The organism is Polaribacter gochangensis (genome assembly GCF_046224025.1).
In the GTDB taxonomy this organism is placed as follows: domain Bacteria; phylum Bacteroidota; class Bacteroidia; order Flavobacteriales; family Flavobacteriaceae; genus Polaribacter; species Polaribacter gochangensis.
This window is the reverse complement of the sequence record NZ_JBJXRF010000001.1, coordinates 586944-604038: the sequence shown is the minus strand read 5'-3', so window position 1 is coordinate 604038 and position 17095 is coordinate 586944. Positions and strand designations below refer to the sequence as shown.

Genomic DNA, 17095 nt, shown 5'->3' with positions numbered 1-17095 from the left:
CAATGTTTAATAAAGAAAATAATCAGAAGAAACCAAACGCAATGGAAAGAAATATCTTAGCCAAACACACAAAAATTGTTGGCGATTTAAGTTCTGAAGGAGATTTTAGGATTGACGGAATTTTAGAAGGAACTTTAGAAACAAAAGGAAGAGTAATTATTGGATTAGAAGGATCTGTTCAAGGAAAAGTTTTATGCGACAATGCTGATATTGAAGGTAAATTTTCTGGCGAATTAAAAGTGAACAAAATGCTGACTATAAAAGCATCGGCATCTATTTCTGGAGAAGTAGTTTTAGGTAAATTATCAGTAGAACCAGGAGCAGCTTTTAACGCATCTTGTACAATGAAAGGAGCATTAAAAGAACTCAACGCAAATGAACAACAATCAAAATCCGAAGAAAAAACCGCTTAACAAGTTTATTAGACTTAGTGGAGTTGGATTGCAAATGGGAATTACCATTTACTTTGCCGCTTACTTTGGAAAAAAAATTGATGCTCATTATCAATTTGAAAAAAACTACGTCACATTAATTTTTATACTTTTCGGATTTGTAGGCTCGTTAATTAGCTTAATGATTCAGTTAAAAAAAATAAATGAAAAAGAAGAATAGTACTCAAAAGGTAGTAGTTAATTTTTTTACTCAATTAATTATTGGTCTGTTACTGGTTTTTTTTGTTCATACTTTTATTTTAGAAAACTACAACTTGCTAATTTATGATGCTAAGATCGTTTTAGCCTATTTTATTAATGGTTTGTTAGCCATCATTATTTTTTTGGTGTTATTTTTTTTAAGAGTAAGGCAAAAAAATCAATTAGGTTTTCTTTTTATGTTTGGCAGTTTTTTAAAATTTGCTGTATTTTTTATCTTTTTTTATCCTTCTTATCATTCAGATGGCACTATTTCAAGATTAGAGTTTATGGCGTTTTTTATACCTTATATTTATGCACTACTAATAGAAACTTTGGCATTAATTAAGCTTTTAAATCTTCCAGAAAAAGAAGGATAATAACTGTGAAATTTTAGCACTTAAAATAAAGTTATAAATAGTTTTTATTTTTAAGAGAAAAACCTACCTTTGCACCGATTTTAAAGACACTATTATCCGAGTGATATGCGAAGAAAATTTTCAATAAAAAAGATTACGTTTTTACTATTTTTAGTTTCGTTTGTTTCTGTGGCTCAACACAGTGACAGTACAACTGTTGAAAACCAACCAAAAGAAGAAAAGAATTTAAAAGCTTCTATTAAAGAATACATCAACCATCACTTGTTAGATTCATATGATTTTGGTTTGTTCTCTTATACAGATGATAATAAGGAAGTTCATCATATTGGAGCCCCGTTACCTATTATTTTATGGGACAATGGTTTAAAAGTGTTTTTGTCATCTAAGTTTCATCATGGTGAAACGGTTGCAGAAGTTGGAGGAAACTACTATAAGGTATATCACAACAAAATTTACAAAACGGATGCCGAAGGAACCATCACTTATGATGCAGAAAAGCATCCAACAAATGCAAAGCCACTAGATTTTTCTATCACTAAAAACGTGGTATTTATATTTTTAGTTGGTTTGTTAATGTTCTTTGTTTTTACAAGAATGGCAAAAAATTACCAAAAAAATGCTTTACCAAAAGGTGTTGGTCGTTTATTAGAGCCAATTATTTTATATATTAGAGACGATATTGCAATTCCGAATATTGGAGAAAAGCATTATAGAAAATACATGAGTTATTTATTAACGGTATTTTTCTTTGTGTGGATTATTAACTTGTTAGGATTAACTCCATTAGGTGTAAACGTAACAAATAATATTGCTGTAACTTTAGTGTTGGCATTAATTACATTTATATTGACAAATGTTACTGCAAACAAAAATTATTGGGGACATATTTTCTGGATGCCAGGAGTTCCTAAATTAATGAGAATTGTTTTAGCTCCGATAGAGTTATTAGGATTGGTTATCAAGCCATTTTCATTGATGATTCGTTTGTATGCAAACATTACAGCAGGTCATATTGTATTAATGAGTATTATTGGTTTAATGTTTATTTTTAAAAGCTGGATTGGTAGCCCATTATCATTTGGATTGGCATTTGCTTTATCATTATTAGAATTATTAGTAGCAGCGCTACAAGCTTATATTTTCACTATGTTATCTGCACTGTACTTTGGTTCAGCAGTAGAAGAACATGATGATCACTAAAATTGAATGTTTAATAATTAAATATATATATAATGGAAGGATTAAATTTTATTGGAGCAGGATTGATCGTTATCGGAGCTGGTTTAGGTATCGGTAAGATTGGTGGTTCTGCAATGGACGCTATAGCACGTCAACCAGAAGCTTCTGGAAAAATCCAAACAGCAATGTTAATTGCTGCTGCCTTAATTGAAGGTATCGGATTTGCTGCTTTATTTGCAGCTTAAAACAACTAACAAAAGCTATAACGGTTGGTTATAGCTTTTGTTTACTATTAAACAAGAGATAAAAATTATATAGATATAATAATATGGATAAGTTAATAAACGATTTTTCTTTAGGGCTATTTGTATGGATGGGCGTTTTGTTTGTGCTATTGGTTTTGTTGTTAAAGAAATTTGCTTGGAAACCAATTTTAGATGCTGTAAATGACAGAGAAGAAGGTATTAAAAAAGCTTTAGCATCTGCAGAAGAAGCTAAAAAAGAAATGCAAAACTTAACAGCGAATAACGAAAAGCTAGTTAAAGAAGCAAGAGCGGAAAGAGACGCAATGATGAAAGAAGCTAGAGAAATCAAAGAAAAAATGATTTCAGAAGCCAAAGAAGATGCAAAAGAACAAGCTGCTAAATTAATTGAAGGAGCAATCGTTGCAATAGGTCAAGAAAAGCAAGCTGCAATTGCACATTTAAAAAAGGAAGTTGGTGATTTATCAATTATTATTGCCGAAGCAGTAATTAAAAAGGAATTAACTTCTCAAGAAGACCAAATTAAATTGGTAGAAGGAATGCTTAAAGACGTTACTTTAAACTAATAATTGTATGAAAGGAGCAAGACCAGCATTACGTTACGCAAAAGCTATTTTAAATTTAGCAAAAGAATCGTCTTTAGAAAGTGAAGTAAATTTAGACATGCAACTTATTTACGAAACTATTTCTGGTAGTGATGATTTTCAAACAATGTTGAAAAGTCCAATAATAAAAGCATCAAATAAAAAGAAAGTATTAGATGCTCTTTTTGCAGGTAAAGTAAATGCAATCACTTTAGGTTTATTTAACCTTTTAGAAGAAAATAAAAGAATGATTATGTTGGCACAAATTGCGCAACAATATACAATCATTTATGATTTCTTAAAAAACATGGATACAGCTAAAGTTACCACAGCTGTTCCATTAACAAAAAGTTTAGAGGATAAAATATTACAGAAAATAATAGAACTTACAGGAAATAAAACGAATATAGAAAACAAAATTGATCCAGCTATTTTAGGAGGATTTATATTACGTGTTGGAGATATGCAGTATGACGCAAGTATTTCTAGCAACCTGAATGAGTTAAGAAAAGAATTTGACAACAGTCAATATATACCAAAAATTTAATTTTACATCAAATTATAAAAGATGGCAGCAATTAAACCAGCTGAAGTTTCAGCAATATTAAAGCAACAATTAACAAATTTCGAAGCAAAAGCTTCGTTAAACGAAGTAGGTACTGTATTACAAGTAGGTGATGGTATTGCTCGTGTTTATGGATTATCTAATGTTCAATACGGAGAATTAGTTGAATTCGAAAGTGGATTAGAAGGAATTGTATTAAACCTTGAAGAAGACAACGTAGGAGTTGTATTATTAGGAGACCCAACATCTGTTGTAGAAGGTTCTGTAGTAAAAAGAACTGAAAGAATTGCTTCTTTAAAAGCCGGAGAAGGTATTATTGGTCGTGTAGTTGATACTTTAGGAAGCCCAATTGACGGTAAAGGTCCGATTGAAGGAAAAACTTATGAAATGCCTCTAGAGCGTAGAGCTCCAGGAGTTATTTATAGAGAACCTGTAACGGAACCATTACAAACAGGAATTAAATCTATTGATGCAATGATTCCAGTTGGACGTGGACAACGTGAGTTAATCATTGGAGATCGTCAAACAGGTAAATCTACAGTTGCTTTAGATACGATTTTAAATCAAAAAGAATTTTACGATGCTGGTGAGCCAGTTTATTGTATTTATGTAGCTATTGGTCAAAAAGCTTCTACAGTTGCAGCAATTGCAAATATGTTAGAAGAAAAAGGAGCTATGGCGTATACTACAATTGTAGCAGCAAATGCATCAGATCCTGCAGCAATGCAAGTATATGCACCGTTTGCTGGAGCAGCAATTGGAGAGTATTTTAGAGATTCTGGAAGACCAGCTTTAATTATTTATGATGATTTATCTAAACAAGCTGTTGCATACCGTGAGATTTCTTTATTATTAAGAAGACCACCGGGACGTGAGGCATATCCTGGTGATGTATTTTACTTACACTCAAGGTTATTAGAACGTGCGGCAAAAGTGATCAATGATGATAAAATTGCTAGTGAAATGAACGATTTACCAGATTCTTTAAAAGGAATTGTAAAAGGTGGAGGTTCTTTAACTGCATTGCCAATTATTGAAACACAAGCAGGAGACGTATCAGCATATATTCCAACAAACGTAATTTCGATTACGGATGGACAAATTTTCTTAGACGGAGATTTATTTAACTCTGGTGTACGTCCAGCAATTAACGTAGGTATTTCTGTATCTCGTGTTGGAGGTAACGCACAGATTAAATCAATGAAGAAAGTATCTGGAACATTAAAATTAGATCAAGCAGCATACCGTGAATTAGAAGCGTTTGCAAAATTTGGTTCTGATTTAGATGCCGCAACAATGAGTGTAATTTCTAAAGGACAACGTAATGTTGAAATTTTAAAGCAAGCACAAAACGATCCTTACTCAGTTGAAGATCAGGTTGCAATTATTTATGCAGGTTCTAAAAACTTGTTAAGTAAAGTTCCAGTAGAAAAAGTTAAAGAATTTGAAGCAGATTATATTTCATATTTAAACGCTAAGCACAGAGATGTGTTAGATACTATTAAATCTGGAAAATTAACTGATGAAGTTATTGCTTCGTTAGAAGACGCTGCAAAAGAGATTTCAAGCAAATATTAAGCTTAATATAGTTGTAATTCTTACGAAAGTGAGAATTTCATCATTCAAATAACAAAGAATGGCAAACTTAAAAGAAATACGTAATAGGATAACATCGATTGGTTCTACCATGCAGATTACAAGTGCCATGAAAATGGTATCTGCTGCTAAGTTGAAAAAAGCGCAAGATGCAATTACTGCAATGCGTCCATATTCATCTAAGTTAACCGAATTGTTACAAAGTTTAAGCGCTACTTTAGATGGTGACGCTGGAGGTGCATATTCTAATCAGAAAGAAGTTTCTAAAGTATTAATTGTGGTTGTTACTTCTAATAGAGGTTTATGTGGTGGATTTAATTCTTATGTAATCAAAGAAACTTTAAAAACAATTGAGGATAATTATAACAATTGTACCGTAGATTTGCTTACTATTGGTAAAAAAGGACATGGAATCTTATCAAAAAAATACAATGTTATTGATAATAATAACGATATTTTTGATGACCTAAATTTTGATAATGTTTCTGTAATTGCTGAAAAATTAATGAGTTTATTTGTTGACGGTAGCTATGATAAAATAGAAATTGTTTACAATAGGTTTAAAAATGCAGCAACTCAAATACCAACTGTAGAGCAATTTTTACCAATAAAACCTGTGGAAGGAGAAAACGTAAATGCAAATTTAGACTACATTTTTGAACCTTCTAAAGAAGAAATTGTTTTAGAGTTAATTCCGAAGTCATTAAAAACACAATTGTACAAATCTATTAGAGATAGTTTTGCCGCAGAACACGGTGCTCGAATGACAGCGATGCATAAAGCAACAGATAATGCTACAGATTTACGTGACGATTTATTGTTAACGTACAACAAAGCACGTCAAGCTGCAATTACCAACGAAATTCTTGAAATCGTTGGAGGTGCTGAGGCATTAAACAATTAGATATAATTTTACAAGTATATTTAAAAGAGCTTATCAATTTTGATAAGCTCTTTTTTTTGTAAATTGGCATAACAATTGAAATAGAATATAAAAAGACATTTATGAAATCAATAAAATTACTTCTCTTCTTCTGCGTAGCTGTTAGTTTTTCAAGTTGTAGCACATTAAAGTTAACTAAATCGGCACCTTTTAGAGTTTTTGGAGCAACGTATCACAATTGGGTTGGCGGGCAACCTGGTGTAAGCGGAACAAATTTAATTATTGGTGTAGAAAACGATGCAAACATTACTTTTAAGAAAATATATTTTCACAATAAAGTTGTAGATGCGAGTACCACAGAGAGGAAAGGAAAAAAATATGTGATAGCCAACATAAGCACTTCAGCAGAAATGGTTCTAGAAACTAGAACAAAAACTACTGTAAATGGAGGAGTGGTAATGAGTGATGAACGTAATAATCCAAAAATTAAAAGAGAAACAATTCCATTTAATTTAGAACCAAATGAAGCAGTAGTTAGCTACATTTCTGGTAAAAAAACTTACTATTATAAAGTATCAAAAATTAAAAAAACAGACACTGTTTTTTATCCATAAGAAAATACCATTTATAAGTATATAAGGCAACCAGCATCTGGTTGCCTTTTCTTTTTGGCACGTAATTTGAAATTACAACAGCATAACCATAAAACTAATGCTTATGAAATCAGTAAAACTACTTTTAATACTTCTTATTACTGGAGCTATATTTACATCATGTACACTTTTAGATGATGATTATATATACGAAATTCCACTTGAAGAAGTAATGACAGAATATGATTTGTGGTATGTAGATTATCATAAAACGACAGGAAATGGAGATGTTCCGTTTTTATCTAAAGCATTTACAGTTTCTTTTTTTAACGGACAATTCTATGCAAATAATAATATTGCTGATATAGGAATCACTGGAAATGGCTTAGGAATTAAAGTAGGAAACTATAATACATACAAAGGCTATTTAGAAATAGATCACACTTTAGACGGAAGCTATGATTTTGATGTATTTGTTATTTCTGCAAACGAAATACGAATAGACGATACATATAATGATGTTTCCTATTATTTAACTGGATATCAAAGAAACAATTTTGATTATGATAAATTGTTTTATGAAAACATCGAATATTTTCTGCAAGAATATGTTGCTTGGGAAAAAATAAGCACTAGTAATTCAGGAACTATAAATGCTTTTGACGAAGAAATGTTTTTACAATTTACACCAGAAAATAACACCACTTTCTATTCGTCAAAAGATCCTTTTGGCACAGATATTGATATTATTAATTGGAATTTTGTAGGTAGTTATAACATATATGATGTGCAGAATTATAACAACCTAAAGATTTTAACACTTAATTATGATGGCGGAGACAATGAAGAATTTGAGTTAAGCGTTATTAATGATAGTAAAGTAAGTTTATACCACATAAGTTCGCAAACAACTTATGAATTTAATGGACGAGGTTTTATACAATTCTTAAAAGGAGGAAAAGCAAAACCAACTGTAAGGAACAGCGGTAGAAAACGAACTAAGATACAAAGAGAAACAAAAGTTAGAAGACATTTAAAATAAAGTTTGGTTAGTTGATTTTTAGTTGGTTGTGTAAACAACCAATTAAAGTAAACCGCTCTAGAGGTAGAGCGGTTTTTTCATGCGGTTTAGTTTTGATTTTTAAACCAACTCAAGTATCTTTAACAAAAAGAAAATCAATGAGTTTAACTGCACTTATAACCGGAGCAACATCTGGAATCGGAAAAGCAACTGCAGAACTGTTTGCTAAAAACCAAATTCGTTTAATCCTTTGTGGAAGAAGAAAAGAACGATTAGAAGAACTTCAAAAAGAATTAGGAAAACTTACCGACGTGACAATTTTACAATTTGATGTTCGTAACAAAGAAGATGTTTTTTTAGCAATCAATTCTTTACCAGAAAATTTTAGTGATGTAGATATTTTAATCAACAACGCTGGTAATGCTCATGGATTGAGTACCATTCAAGATGGAGATATTGATGACTGGGACGCTATGTTAGACATCAACGTAAAAGGATTGCTATATGTTTCTAAAGCAATCATTCCTAAAATGACAGCAAAAAATAGTGGATTTATTGTAAATATTGGCTCAATTGCAGGAAAAGAAGTCTATCCAAATGGAAATGTGTATTGTGCTTCTAAATATGCTGTAAATGCGTTAAACAAAGGAATGAGAATCGATTTAAACAAACAAAACATTCGAGTTTGTGCAATTCATCCAGGAGCAGTAGAAACTGAGTTTTCTGATGTTCGTTTTAAAGGTGATACAGAAAAAGCAAAATCAGTCTATTCTGGCTATAAAGCGTTGCAAGCAGAAGATATTGCAGATATTATTTATTTTGTGATAACAAGACCTTATCATGTAAATATTGAAGATTTAATTGTGTATCCAACAGCACAAGCTAGCGCAACAATTATAAATAGAAGCTAACAACATGATTAACAAACGCCTTTTGATTAAAAATTTATTGTCTCATAATGATGAGAATAGCTTTTATGACAAAAAGCAAAAGTTATCATTACATAATAAAGAAGGAAAAGCAAAATTTATAAAACACGTTTGTGCGTTGTCAAATTCGAATCCAGCAAACAACTCTTATATCGTTATTGGCATTGAAGACGAAGAAAATAAAATTATTGGTGTCGATTTTTTTGATGATAGTAAAATTCAGAATCTTGCAAATGCATATTTAACAAATCCTCCAAAAATACAATACGAAAACGTTCCTTTTCCAACTTTACCGCGTCATAAAGTAATTGGGTTGGTTACCATTTCACCTAATAATAAAGTTACATCGCTTGCAAAAAACGCTTGGAAATACAAACAAGGTTCGGTTTTTTTTAGACGAGGAAGCAATTCAATGTCATCAAAAGGAAGTTTTGAACTCAAAAACACCAATCAAGAAATTGTTGAAGCAATAGAGAAAAATGCAAGAAATAATATTGAATTAACACTAAACGGAGTTTTTGATTTTATCACCAACCATAAAAAAGAGTACAATCCACAGTACAAGGTTTTTAACGAGCAATTTGTGTTGTGTTGGGCAGGAAAAAAATCGATTATAAACGGAGAGGAATTTTTTTCTAGAGTTGATATCGAATTGATAAACGAACAAGTTCAGTTGTTTTTTTCTGCACTAGATGAAGTTCAAATTAGTTACAATTCGCACTCATTTATTATCACAGAATATATTTTACTAGGCATTGATAAAAACGAAACACATTATCCGTTAGAAAAAACGATTATCCATTTTAAAGATAACGGAAAGCACGATATTGTAAATGAATTAATATTTAAACCACCAGCTTTTGATGATGAAATAATTAAGCATATTTATCAGAACAGCAATGCAATAGTAAAAAAGATAATTTCTGGAGCAGCGCTTTCTGTTACCGAACACGAAGATGTTCTCCGACTTCCAACAAACTATTTAATTTGTTATTTACACGGTCATTTAGACGCACAAAATTACTTACGAAAAGCAAAAGAATACATTAAAAATATTGCAGATAAAACTACTTATATCAAATATAAAGAAGCCATGCGTGTATTGCGAAAAGTTAAATACAATTAAAAAACCAGCTCAATTGAGCTGGTTTTAATTAATTAATTACCTCCACGTCGACCTCTTTGTCTAGGGGGATTGTCTTTTTTCCATTTTTCGTACATTACCCATTGAGCATCAGTAAATATTGCTTTCAATCCTTTATCTGTGTCTGCTTGAAGTTTTGTAAAAGCTTCGCGCATTCCTTCTCGATCACCACTTGCTCTTAATTCAGCCATTTTCTTAGTTCTGTCTTCTGAAGACTTTATAAGAAGGTCATACACTTTTGTTCTTTGTTCATCAGATAAACTAAATTCTTTTTGCCAAGTATCAGCACTTGTTTTTGCTTGTACTTTTGGATCAGGTCGCTCACCTCTTTGAGCCTGTACTGTTAATGCTCCAATAAAAAATAGGATTGTAAATACGAAGTGTTTTGTTTTCATTTTATAATTGTTTTAAGTTTTTTAAAATTTGACAACCAGTTATACGAATAAATTATTTTTAGCTGGGACATCTATGCTTAGACTATTTTTTTTTAATTTGGTTTAATCTAATACTTATTTTATTTGTATTCCTTCTGGATATATCTTTTCTAACTCAGATACTTTCATTTTAATCATATTTACATCTAGCGAAATATCTGAAAGTGGTTTATTGGTAGAATCGCGTTCTATATTTGTTATTGTATTTACTACATCCATACCTTTAATAACTTTTCCAAAAATGGTGTATTTATCATCTAGTCTACTTAAGCCATTTTTATTTTGAACAATATAAAACTGACATCTAGCAGAAAGCATTTTTGGGTTATCATCACGACCAGCACCAACAGCACCATAAACATGGCGTAAGTTTTTATCAAACTCTGGTTCTAATAAATATTCTGGATCATTAAATCCTTCTGGTGTATCAGGGCAACCACCTTGAGCAACAAAATTTGGTATAACACGGTTAAACGTATAGTTATCCCAATAACCATCATTTGCTAATTGTGTAAAACTTGCTTTGTGTTTTGGTGTTTCTTCATGCAGCCAAATTAAGATTTCACCTTTAGGAGTTATAATTTGTCCAACATTGTATGTTTTTTCTGATTTGCATGAAACCATGGCAATAATAATACAGAAGTAAATAATTTTTTTCATCAATAGTTCATTTTTGTTTAGATAAAAATAGACATTATTGTTTAATTGCGCGTTTTAAACAAAAAACCCACTCAATTGAGTGGGTTTTTATTCTATACTATTAAAAACTATAAGTCAAATTTAATTCCTTGTGCTAATGGCAATTCGTCTGAATAATTGATGGTATTTGTTTGTCTTCTCATATACACTTTCCAAGCATCAGAACCAGATTCGCGTCCGCCACCAGTTTCTTTTTCACCACCAAAAGCGCCACCAATTTCTGCACCAGAAGTTCCGATATTTACATTGGCAATTCCACAATCAGAACCCGCATAAGACAAGAATTTTTCAGCTTCTTTTAATTCGTTTGTCATAATTGCAGAAGACAACCCTTGAGCGACTCCATTTTGTTTATCGATTGCATTTTCTACATCTCCAGCATATTTCATCAAATATAAAATCGGAGCAAATGTCTCATGTTGAACAATTTCAAAGTGGTTTTCAGCTTCAATAATTGCTGGTTTTACGTAGCAACCACTTTCGTAACCTTTACCTTCTAAAACACCACCTTCAACCAGTACATTTCCACCTTCTGCTTTTGCTTTTTCTATGGCAGCTAAATAGGTGTTTACTGCATCTTTATCGATTAACGGACCAATATGATTTTTTTCATCCAAAGGATTTCCAATTGTTAATTGTCCGTAAGCGCCAACTATGGCATCTCTTACTTTATCGTACACCGATTCGTGAATAATTAATCTTCTTGTAGAAGTACAACGTTGTCCACAAGTTCCAACAGCGCCAAATACAGCACCAGGAACCACTACTTTTAAATCGGCAGTTGGTGTAATAATAATGGCATTGTTTCCACCTAATTCTAATAATGATTTTCCGAAACGTTTTGCAACAGTTGCTCCAACGATTCTTCCCATTCTTGTTGATCCTGTAGCAGAAACCAATGGAATTCTAGGATCTGTTGTCATCATTTCGCCAACTTTATAATCTCCGTTAATAATAGAAGAAATTCCTTCTGGTAAATTATTTTCTTTTAAAATTGATGCAATAATATTTTGACAAGCAATGGTACATAACGGTGCTTTTTCAGAACCTTTCCACACGCAAACATCACCACAAATCCAAGCTAGCGCCGTGTTCCAAGCCCAAACTGCAACAGGAAAATTAAATGCAGAGATAATACCAACAACTCCAATTGGATGCCATTGTTCTCTCATTACGTGACCTGGTCTTTCAGACGGAATGGTTTGTCCGTTTAATTGCCTTGATAATCCAACTGCAAAATCACAGATGTCAATCATTTCTTGAACTTCTCCGTAACCTTCTTGCAAAGATTTTCCCATTTCATAAGAAACCAATTTTCCTAATGGCTCTTTTAAGTCTCTTAATTTATTTCCGAATTGACGTACGATTTCTCCTCTTTGTGGAGCTGGCATATTTCTAAAAGATAGAAATGCTTCAGTTGCAGTTTTCATGACAACTTCGTAATCTTCTTTTGTAGTGGTTTTTACTTTACCAATTAATTTTCCGTCAACAGGAGAATAACTCTCTATAATTTCTCCGTTAGAAAAATTGTTTGAACCTGTAGAAGTTCCGTTATTTATATCTTTTACACCTAATTGTTGTAAGGCTTCTTTTATGCCAAATTCGCTCATTTTGTCGTTCTTTTTTAATTATTAAAATAGAACCTCAAAAATACAAATAATTTAATAGATAATAAATTAAACAAAATTTAAATGATTGTTTAAAATTAAACATTAAAAATGCAACCATTCTTCTGGTAAGGGTTGTAAATCTAGTTCTTTAATTTCAGATTTTATTTCTATTTCAAGAAGTGGTGGTGTTTCTAGAGTAAGTTTTATTTTTTTCTTTTTCTTAATCTTATTAAGTACATCATCAATGGTGTTTCTTTCGCTAAGAATTAAATTATTAAGTATTAAGTTCGACTCTTCTTTAAAATCAAAACAGTCTACAAAGTAGGTAGGCTCATCGTTTTTATAAAGAATCCATTGACCTGATTTTTTATTTGGTATTTCAAGAATATCTTTAGAACCTGTTATAGTTCTGTACGTAGTAAGTTTGTATTTTTTCATACAAAATTAATTTAGGGGATTAATAAAAACAATACTTCTTTAAAGAAAGAAGAGCTATTGATAATGTTTTAGCAATACAAAAATAATACCAAATTCAAATTAAAAAAACAATTTTAACAATATTAACAAATCTTCTATAAAGATATTTTTATCAACTATTTTTGCAATATATGAAGGACATAATTTTTAATATAAATAGCTCAAAAAACTTTAGTGAAGTTGCTTTAACTATTTTTAAACATCAGTTTAAGAATAATAAAGTATATCGCTCTTTTTGTGATTTATTATACATTCATCCTTCTGATGTTACCGAAATAAAAGACATTCCGTTTTTGCCAATTCAGTTTTTTAAATCTCGAAAAATACTTTCTTCTTTAGATGAAATTGTGGAAACTTTTTCAAGCTCTGGAACTACAGGAAGCCTAACAAGTAAACATTTTGTAACCGATATTTCTTTGTATGAAGAAAGTTATTTAAAAGGCTTTCATCATTTTTATGGCAATATAAAAGAATATACGGTTTTGGCATTGTTGCCCAATTATTTAGAACGAAAAGGTTCGTCTTTGGTGTATATGGTTAATGATTTGATTAAAAAATCTGATCAACCAGAAAGCGGATTTTACCTAAACAATTTAAAAGAATTGTCTGAGGAGTTACTTCGCTTAAATCATTCAGACAAAAAAGTGTTGTTAATTGGTGTTTCTTTTGCCTTGTTAGATTTGATTGAACAACATCAATTCGATTTAAAAAACACCATCGTTATGGAAACTGGCGGAATGAAAGGAAGACGAAAAGAATTGATTCGTGAAGAATTGCACACCATTCTTAAAAACGGATTTGGCGTTTCTCAAATTCATTCAGAATACGGAATGACAGAATTATTAAGTCAAGCGTATTCTAAAGAAAACGGAGTTTTCGATTGTCCGCCTTGGATGAAAATCTTAACACGCGATACGGAAGACGCATTAACAATTCAACAACCAAATAAAACAGGCGGAATTAACGTCATCGATTTAGCCAATTACAATTCGTGTTCTTTTATTGCAACGCAAGATTTAGGAAAAGTACATCAAAACGGAAGTTTCGAAATTATTGGACGCTTTGATAATTCGGATATTAGAGGTTGTAATTTGATGGTGTTGTAGCAGATTTAAGTTTGTTTCTAACCTTTGCAACAACTTGTTAACATTGAATATAGTTTATTAAAACAGAAACATATTCGTAAATTAGTTGCAATGTAAAAATCGGTAATTAAAACTAAGTTTTTCCCAAAAACGAGATACAAATTTAAATACCCAATTATATAACTCATTTGAGAATATAATGTGTATATTCCATAAAAATGGAACATCAGAGTAGTAGTCTTAGTAAAAAAATCTTCTTAACTACTGAGAAAATTCAAGAAGAATTTCCTGAGTTGATGAAATACTTGGATGAAATACCAATAAATTTATTGAACACCGAAAAGGGTGTGAGTCAGAAAGATTTGAAAGATTATTTAGATTCTATAAATGATTTATTAAAAACTTATGCTAAAGATCATTAAAAAAGGGTATTCAAATAAATGCTGACAAAGCTTTGACAATAGAAAACTTCTATTGAAAATATTCTTGGAGAAATTCAAAAAACACCAAAACTTAACATTATGAAAAACAGTAACAATTTAGGTATCTGGATGGATCATTCATCGGCAAATTTGATTGATATCAGTTCAAAAAACGAATGCCGTTCTATTGTGTCAAAATTTACATCAAAAACAAAGCAAGAGGCCTTGATTCGAAGCGAAAATCTTATGCACAATAAAAGACAACAAATGCATGAAAAATTTTACGACAAAATTGGAGCACAAATTTTAAAATATGAACATGTACTATTATTTGGGCCAACTAACGCAAAAGTAGAACTACACAATTACTTGAATAAAGATTTACGTTTTAAAAATATCAAAATAGATATAGAATCAGCAGATAATATTACGGATAATGAACAGGTTGCTTTTGTGAAAAAATATTTTGAAATCATATAAAAAAGTACTTTAGGAATGTATAAATTTAATTGCTAGCCAAACTCAGCTAATCTATATACGTATTCCAATATCAAATCATAATAAACCCTCGTTGTAATTTACGAACCTTTTCATCGACTATTTTCAAAACTACTTTCGATGAAACAATTTATCACACTACTATTTATTACGATTTCAACCCCTTTTTTTGCCCAACTAGATTATAATACTAAAAAAGATTTTATCGCCGAAGGCTATGATGTTGTAGAGTATTTTAACAACAAAGCAGAAAAAGGAAATAAGAAATTTCAAACTACTTTTGATGGTGTAAAACTTATGTTCTCTAATAAAGAAAATTTAGAAACCTTTAAAAAAGCACCAAAAAAATATATGCCACAATACGGAGGATATTGCGCATACGCAATTGGTAAAAACGGAGAAAAAGTCGCTATCAATCCAAAAACATTTGAAATTAGAGACGGAAAATTATACTTGTTTTACAATTCTTGGGGAACAAATACTTTAAAACTTTGGACCAAAGAAGGCGCAGAAGATTTGAAAACATTGGCTGATAAAAACTGGGAAAAGTTAAAAAAGAATTAACGTTTGTCATTCCTGTGGAAACAGAAATCCATAGAAAGGGTTGTTTAGATTCCTGCCTACGCAGGAATGACATTTAACTCAAAAAAAACACCAAATGTCATTTCGAAAAGAGCTTTTTTAAGCGATTGAGAAATCTTATAAAATAGAAGTATAATTTATGAGATTACTCTTTCAAAATGACAGTATTATAATAAATTACTCAACGTTTAATAAAAAATAACTTTTCTTACCACGCTGTAATAACACATATTTATTTGCAATTAAATCAGTAGAAGTAATTGTATAATCTTCTTTTACCTTTTCTTTATTTACAGAAATTGCATTTTCTTTTAAGGCTCTTCGAGCATCAGAATTTGAAGCTAAAAAGTTTGTTTTTGCTGCCAAAGCACCAATCATATCTAAACCATTTTCTACATCTTCTTTGCTAACAGTTGCTTGCGGAACACCTTCAAAAACATCTAAAAATGTTTGTTCGTCTAAGGATTTAATATCCTCAGAAGTAGATTTTCCAAACAAAATAGTTGAAGCTTTTATAGCATTTTCATACGCTTCTTGTCCGTGAGTCATTACCGTAACCTCTTCTCCAATTTTCTTTTGCAACAAACGCAAATGTGGATTTTCTTTATGCTCAGCAATTAAAACATCAATTTCTTCTTTAGATAAAAAAGTAAATATTTTAATGTATTTCTCAGAATCTTCATCCGAAGAATTTAACCAATATTGGTAAAATTTATAAGGCGATGTTCTTTTGGCGTCTAACCAAACATTTCCACCTTCGGTTTTTCCAAATTTTGTTCCGTCTGCTTTTGTAACCAAAGGAACTGTAATTGCATACGCTTTTCCTTTCGCTTTTCTTCTTATTAATTCTGTTCCGGTTGTAATATTCCCCCATTGATCAGAACCACCCATTTGCAGTTTACAATTTTTCTCTTTGTATAAATGATAAAAATCGTATCCTTGAAAAAGTTGGTATGTAAATTCTGTAAAACTCATGCCTTCTGCAAACTCTCCGTTCAAACGCTTTTTTACAGAATCCTTGGCCATCATGTAATTTACGGTGATGTGTTTTCCAGTATCTCTAACAAAATCGATTAACGAAATATCTTTCATCCAATCGTAATTGTTTACCAATTCTGCCGGATTCTCAGAAGTAGTTTCATCAAAATCTAAATAACGCTCTAAGTTTTCTCTAACACCTGCAATATTTTTTGCTAAGGTTTCTTCATCTAGTAAATTACGTTCTGCTGATTTCCCTGAAGGATCACCAACCATTCCGGTTGCACCACCAACTAAAGCGATAGAAGAGTGTCCGGCTTTTTGAAAATGCATTAAAATAATAATCTGCACTAAACTACCAATATGTAAAGAATCTGCTGTTGGATCGAAGCCAATATAACCAGCAGTTTTATTTTTTAATAAATATTCTTCGGTGTCTGGCATGATATCATGCAATAATCCACGCCAACGTAATTCTTCTACAAAATTTGTCATCAGTAATAATTTATGAGAGTGCAAAGATACTTTTATCCTACAAAAAAAA

The 17095-nt window shown here is 31.1% G+C and carries 22 protein-coding genes; 17 read left to right on the top strand and 5 right to left on the bottom strand.

The genetic code is table 11. The features are described from left to right. Positions 1-2 precede the first annotated feature (2 nt). The 13 genes from ACEWL1_RS02800 (at position 3) to ACEWL1_RS02740 (ending at position 9748) form a co-directional block, all read left to right on the top strand. Positions 3-413 carry a bactofilin family protein gene (locus ACEWL1_RS02800; protein WP_409231761.1) on the top strand — a complete coding sequence of 137 codons (411 nt, stop codon included), beginning with the start codon at positions 3-5 and terminating at the stop codon, positions 411-413. Then, positions 376-612, top strand: a complete 237-nt coding sequence (locus ACEWL1_RS02795) for an AtpZ/AtpI family protein (RefSeq protein ID WP_409231760.1) — start codon at positions 376-378, stop codon at positions 610-612. Before ACEWL1_RS02800 ends, ACEWL1_RS02795 begins: the two co-directional genes overlap by 38 nt. Then, complete coding sequence (locus tag ACEWL1_RS02790) at positions 596-1009, top strand: DUF6168 family protein (RefSeq protein WP_409231759.1); 414 nt, start codon at positions 596-598, stop codon at positions 1007-1009. Before ACEWL1_RS02795 ends, ACEWL1_RS02790 begins: the two co-directional genes overlap by 17 nt. A 105-nt stretch (positions 1010-1114) precedes the next feature. Beyond that, complete coding sequence (gene atpB / locus ACEWL1_RS02785) at positions 1115-2209, top strand: F0F1 ATP synthase subunit A (protein WP_409231758.1); 1095 nt, start codon at positions 1115-1117, stop codon at positions 2207-2209. 32 nt (positions 2210-2241) lie between these two features. Further along, the gene (gene atpE / locus ACEWL1_RS02780) at positions 2242-2433 is read left to right on the top strand and encodes an ATP synthase F0 subunit C (protein ID WP_188597916.1); all 192 of its coding nucleotides are present in this window, start codon (positions 2242-2244) and stop codon (positions 2431-2433) included. Between the two features lie 83 nt (positions 2434-2516). Further along, on the top strand, positions 2517-3017 hold the full coding sequence (locus ACEWL1_RS02775; RefSeq protein ID WP_409231757.1) for a F0F1 ATP synthase subunit B: 501 nt from the start codon (positions 2517-2519) through the stop codon (positions 3015-3017). A 7-nt stretch (positions 3018-3024) separates the two neighbouring features. Further along, positions 3025-3582 carry an ATP synthase F1 subunit delta gene (gene atpH / locus ACEWL1_RS02770; protein WP_409231756.1) on the top strand — a complete coding sequence of 186 codons (558 nt, stop codon included), beginning with the start codon at positions 3025-3027 and terminating at the stop codon, positions 3580-3582. A gap of 21 nt (positions 3583-3603) precedes the next feature. Further along, positions 3604-5178, top strand: a complete 1575-nt coding sequence (gene atpA, locus ACEWL1_RS02765) for a F0F1 ATP synthase subunit alpha (RefSeq protein ID WP_409231755.1) — start codon at positions 3604-3606, stop codon at positions 5176-5178. 58 nt (positions 5179-5236) lie between these two features. Then, entirely contained in the window at positions 5237-6100 is an 864-nt protein-coding gene (gene atpG / locus ACEWL1_RS02760; RefSeq protein WP_409231754.1) for an ATP synthase F1 subunit gamma, read from the top strand. 101 nt (positions 6101-6201) lie between these two features. Beyond that, complete coding sequence (locus tag ACEWL1_RS02755; RefSeq protein ID WP_409231753.1) at positions 6202-6693, top strand: hypothetical protein; 492 nt, start codon at positions 6202-6204, stop codon at positions 6691-6693. Between the two features lie 103 nt (positions 6694-6796). Beyond that, complete coding sequence (locus ACEWL1_RS02750) at positions 6797-7714, top strand: hypothetical protein (protein WP_409231752.1); 918 nt, start codon at positions 6797-6799, stop codon at positions 7712-7714. A 137-nt stretch (positions 7715-7851) separates the two neighbouring features. Then, positions 7852-8604, top strand: coding sequence for an SDR family NAD(P)-dependent oxidoreductase (locus tag ACEWL1_RS02745; RefSeq protein ID WP_409231751.1), 753 nt, complete (start codon positions 7852-7854; stop codon positions 8602-8604). 4 nt (positions 8605-8608) lie between these two features. Beyond that, positions 8609-9748 (top strand): ATP-binding protein, encoded by a 1140-nt coding sequence (locus ACEWL1_RS02740; protein ID WP_409231750.1) that lies wholly within the window; start codon positions 8609-8611, stop codon positions 9746-9748. 32 nt (positions 9749-9780) lie between these two features. Here the strand turns inward: ACEWL1_RS02740 and ACEWL1_RS02735 are convergent, their stop codons facing one another. From ACEWL1_RS02735 to ACEWL1_RS02720, 4 genes are all read right to left on the bottom strand, one after another. Continuing rightward, positions 9781-10161: a hypothetical protein gene (locus ACEWL1_RS02735; protein WP_409231749.1), complete on the bottom strand. Its 381-nt coding sequence runs from the start codon at positions 10159-10161 to the stop codon at positions 9781-9783. Positions 10162-10275: 114 nt separating this feature from the next. Next, on the bottom strand, positions 10276-10860 hold the full coding sequence (locus tag ACEWL1_RS02730) for a peptidylprolyl isomerase (RefSeq protein WP_409231748.1): 585 nt from the start codon (positions 10858-10860) through the stop codon (positions 10276-10278). A 107-nt stretch (positions 10861-10967) separates the two neighbouring features. After that, positions 10968-12509, bottom strand: a complete 1542-nt coding sequence (gene amaB, locus ACEWL1_RS02725) for an L-piperidine-6-carboxylate dehydrogenase (protein WP_409231747.1) — start codon at positions 12507-12509, stop codon at positions 10968-10970. A gap of 102 nt (positions 12510-12611) precedes the next feature. Beyond that, the gene (locus ACEWL1_RS02720) at positions 12612-12947 is read right to left on the bottom strand and encodes a hypothetical protein (protein WP_409231746.1); all 336 of its coding nucleotides are present in this window, start codon (positions 12945-12947) and stop codon (positions 12612-12614) included. Between the two features lie 170 nt (positions 12948-13117). Here ACEWL1_RS02720 and ACEWL1_RS02715 point away from each other — a divergent pair, with 170 nt between their 5' ends. From ACEWL1_RS02715 to ACEWL1_RS02700, 4 genes are all read left to right on the top strand, one after another. Continuing rightward, positions 13118-14092: a LuxE/PaaK family acyltransferase gene (locus tag ACEWL1_RS02715; protein ID WP_409231745.1), complete on the top strand. Its 975-nt coding sequence runs from the start codon at positions 13118-13120 to the stop codon at positions 14090-14092. A 197-nt stretch (positions 14093-14289) separates the two neighbouring features. Further along, positions 14290-14493, top strand: coding sequence for a hypothetical protein (locus ACEWL1_RS02710; protein ID WP_409231744.1), 204 nt, complete (start codon positions 14290-14292; stop codon positions 14491-14493). 99 nt (positions 14494-14592) lie between these two features. Next, on the top strand, positions 14593-14973 hold the full coding sequence (locus tag ACEWL1_RS02705) for a hypothetical protein (RefSeq protein ID WP_409231743.1): 381 nt from the start codon (positions 14593-14595) through the stop codon (positions 14971-14973). A 138-nt stretch (positions 14974-15111) separates the two neighbouring features. After that, the gene (locus ACEWL1_RS02700) at positions 15112-15555 is read left to right on the top strand and encodes a YHS domain-containing (seleno)protein (RefSeq protein WP_409231742.1); all 444 of its coding nucleotides are present in this window, start codon (positions 15112-15114) and stop codon (positions 15553-15555) included. A gap of 195 nt (positions 15556-15750) precedes the next feature. Here ACEWL1_RS02700 and tyrS read toward each other — a convergent pair whose 3' ends face one another. Next, complete coding sequence (tyrS, locus tag ACEWL1_RS02695) at positions 15751-17046, bottom strand: tyrosine--tRNA ligase (protein WP_409231741.1); 1296 nt, start codon at positions 17044-17046, stop codon at positions 15751-15753. Positions 17047-17095: the final 49 nt, after the last annotated feature.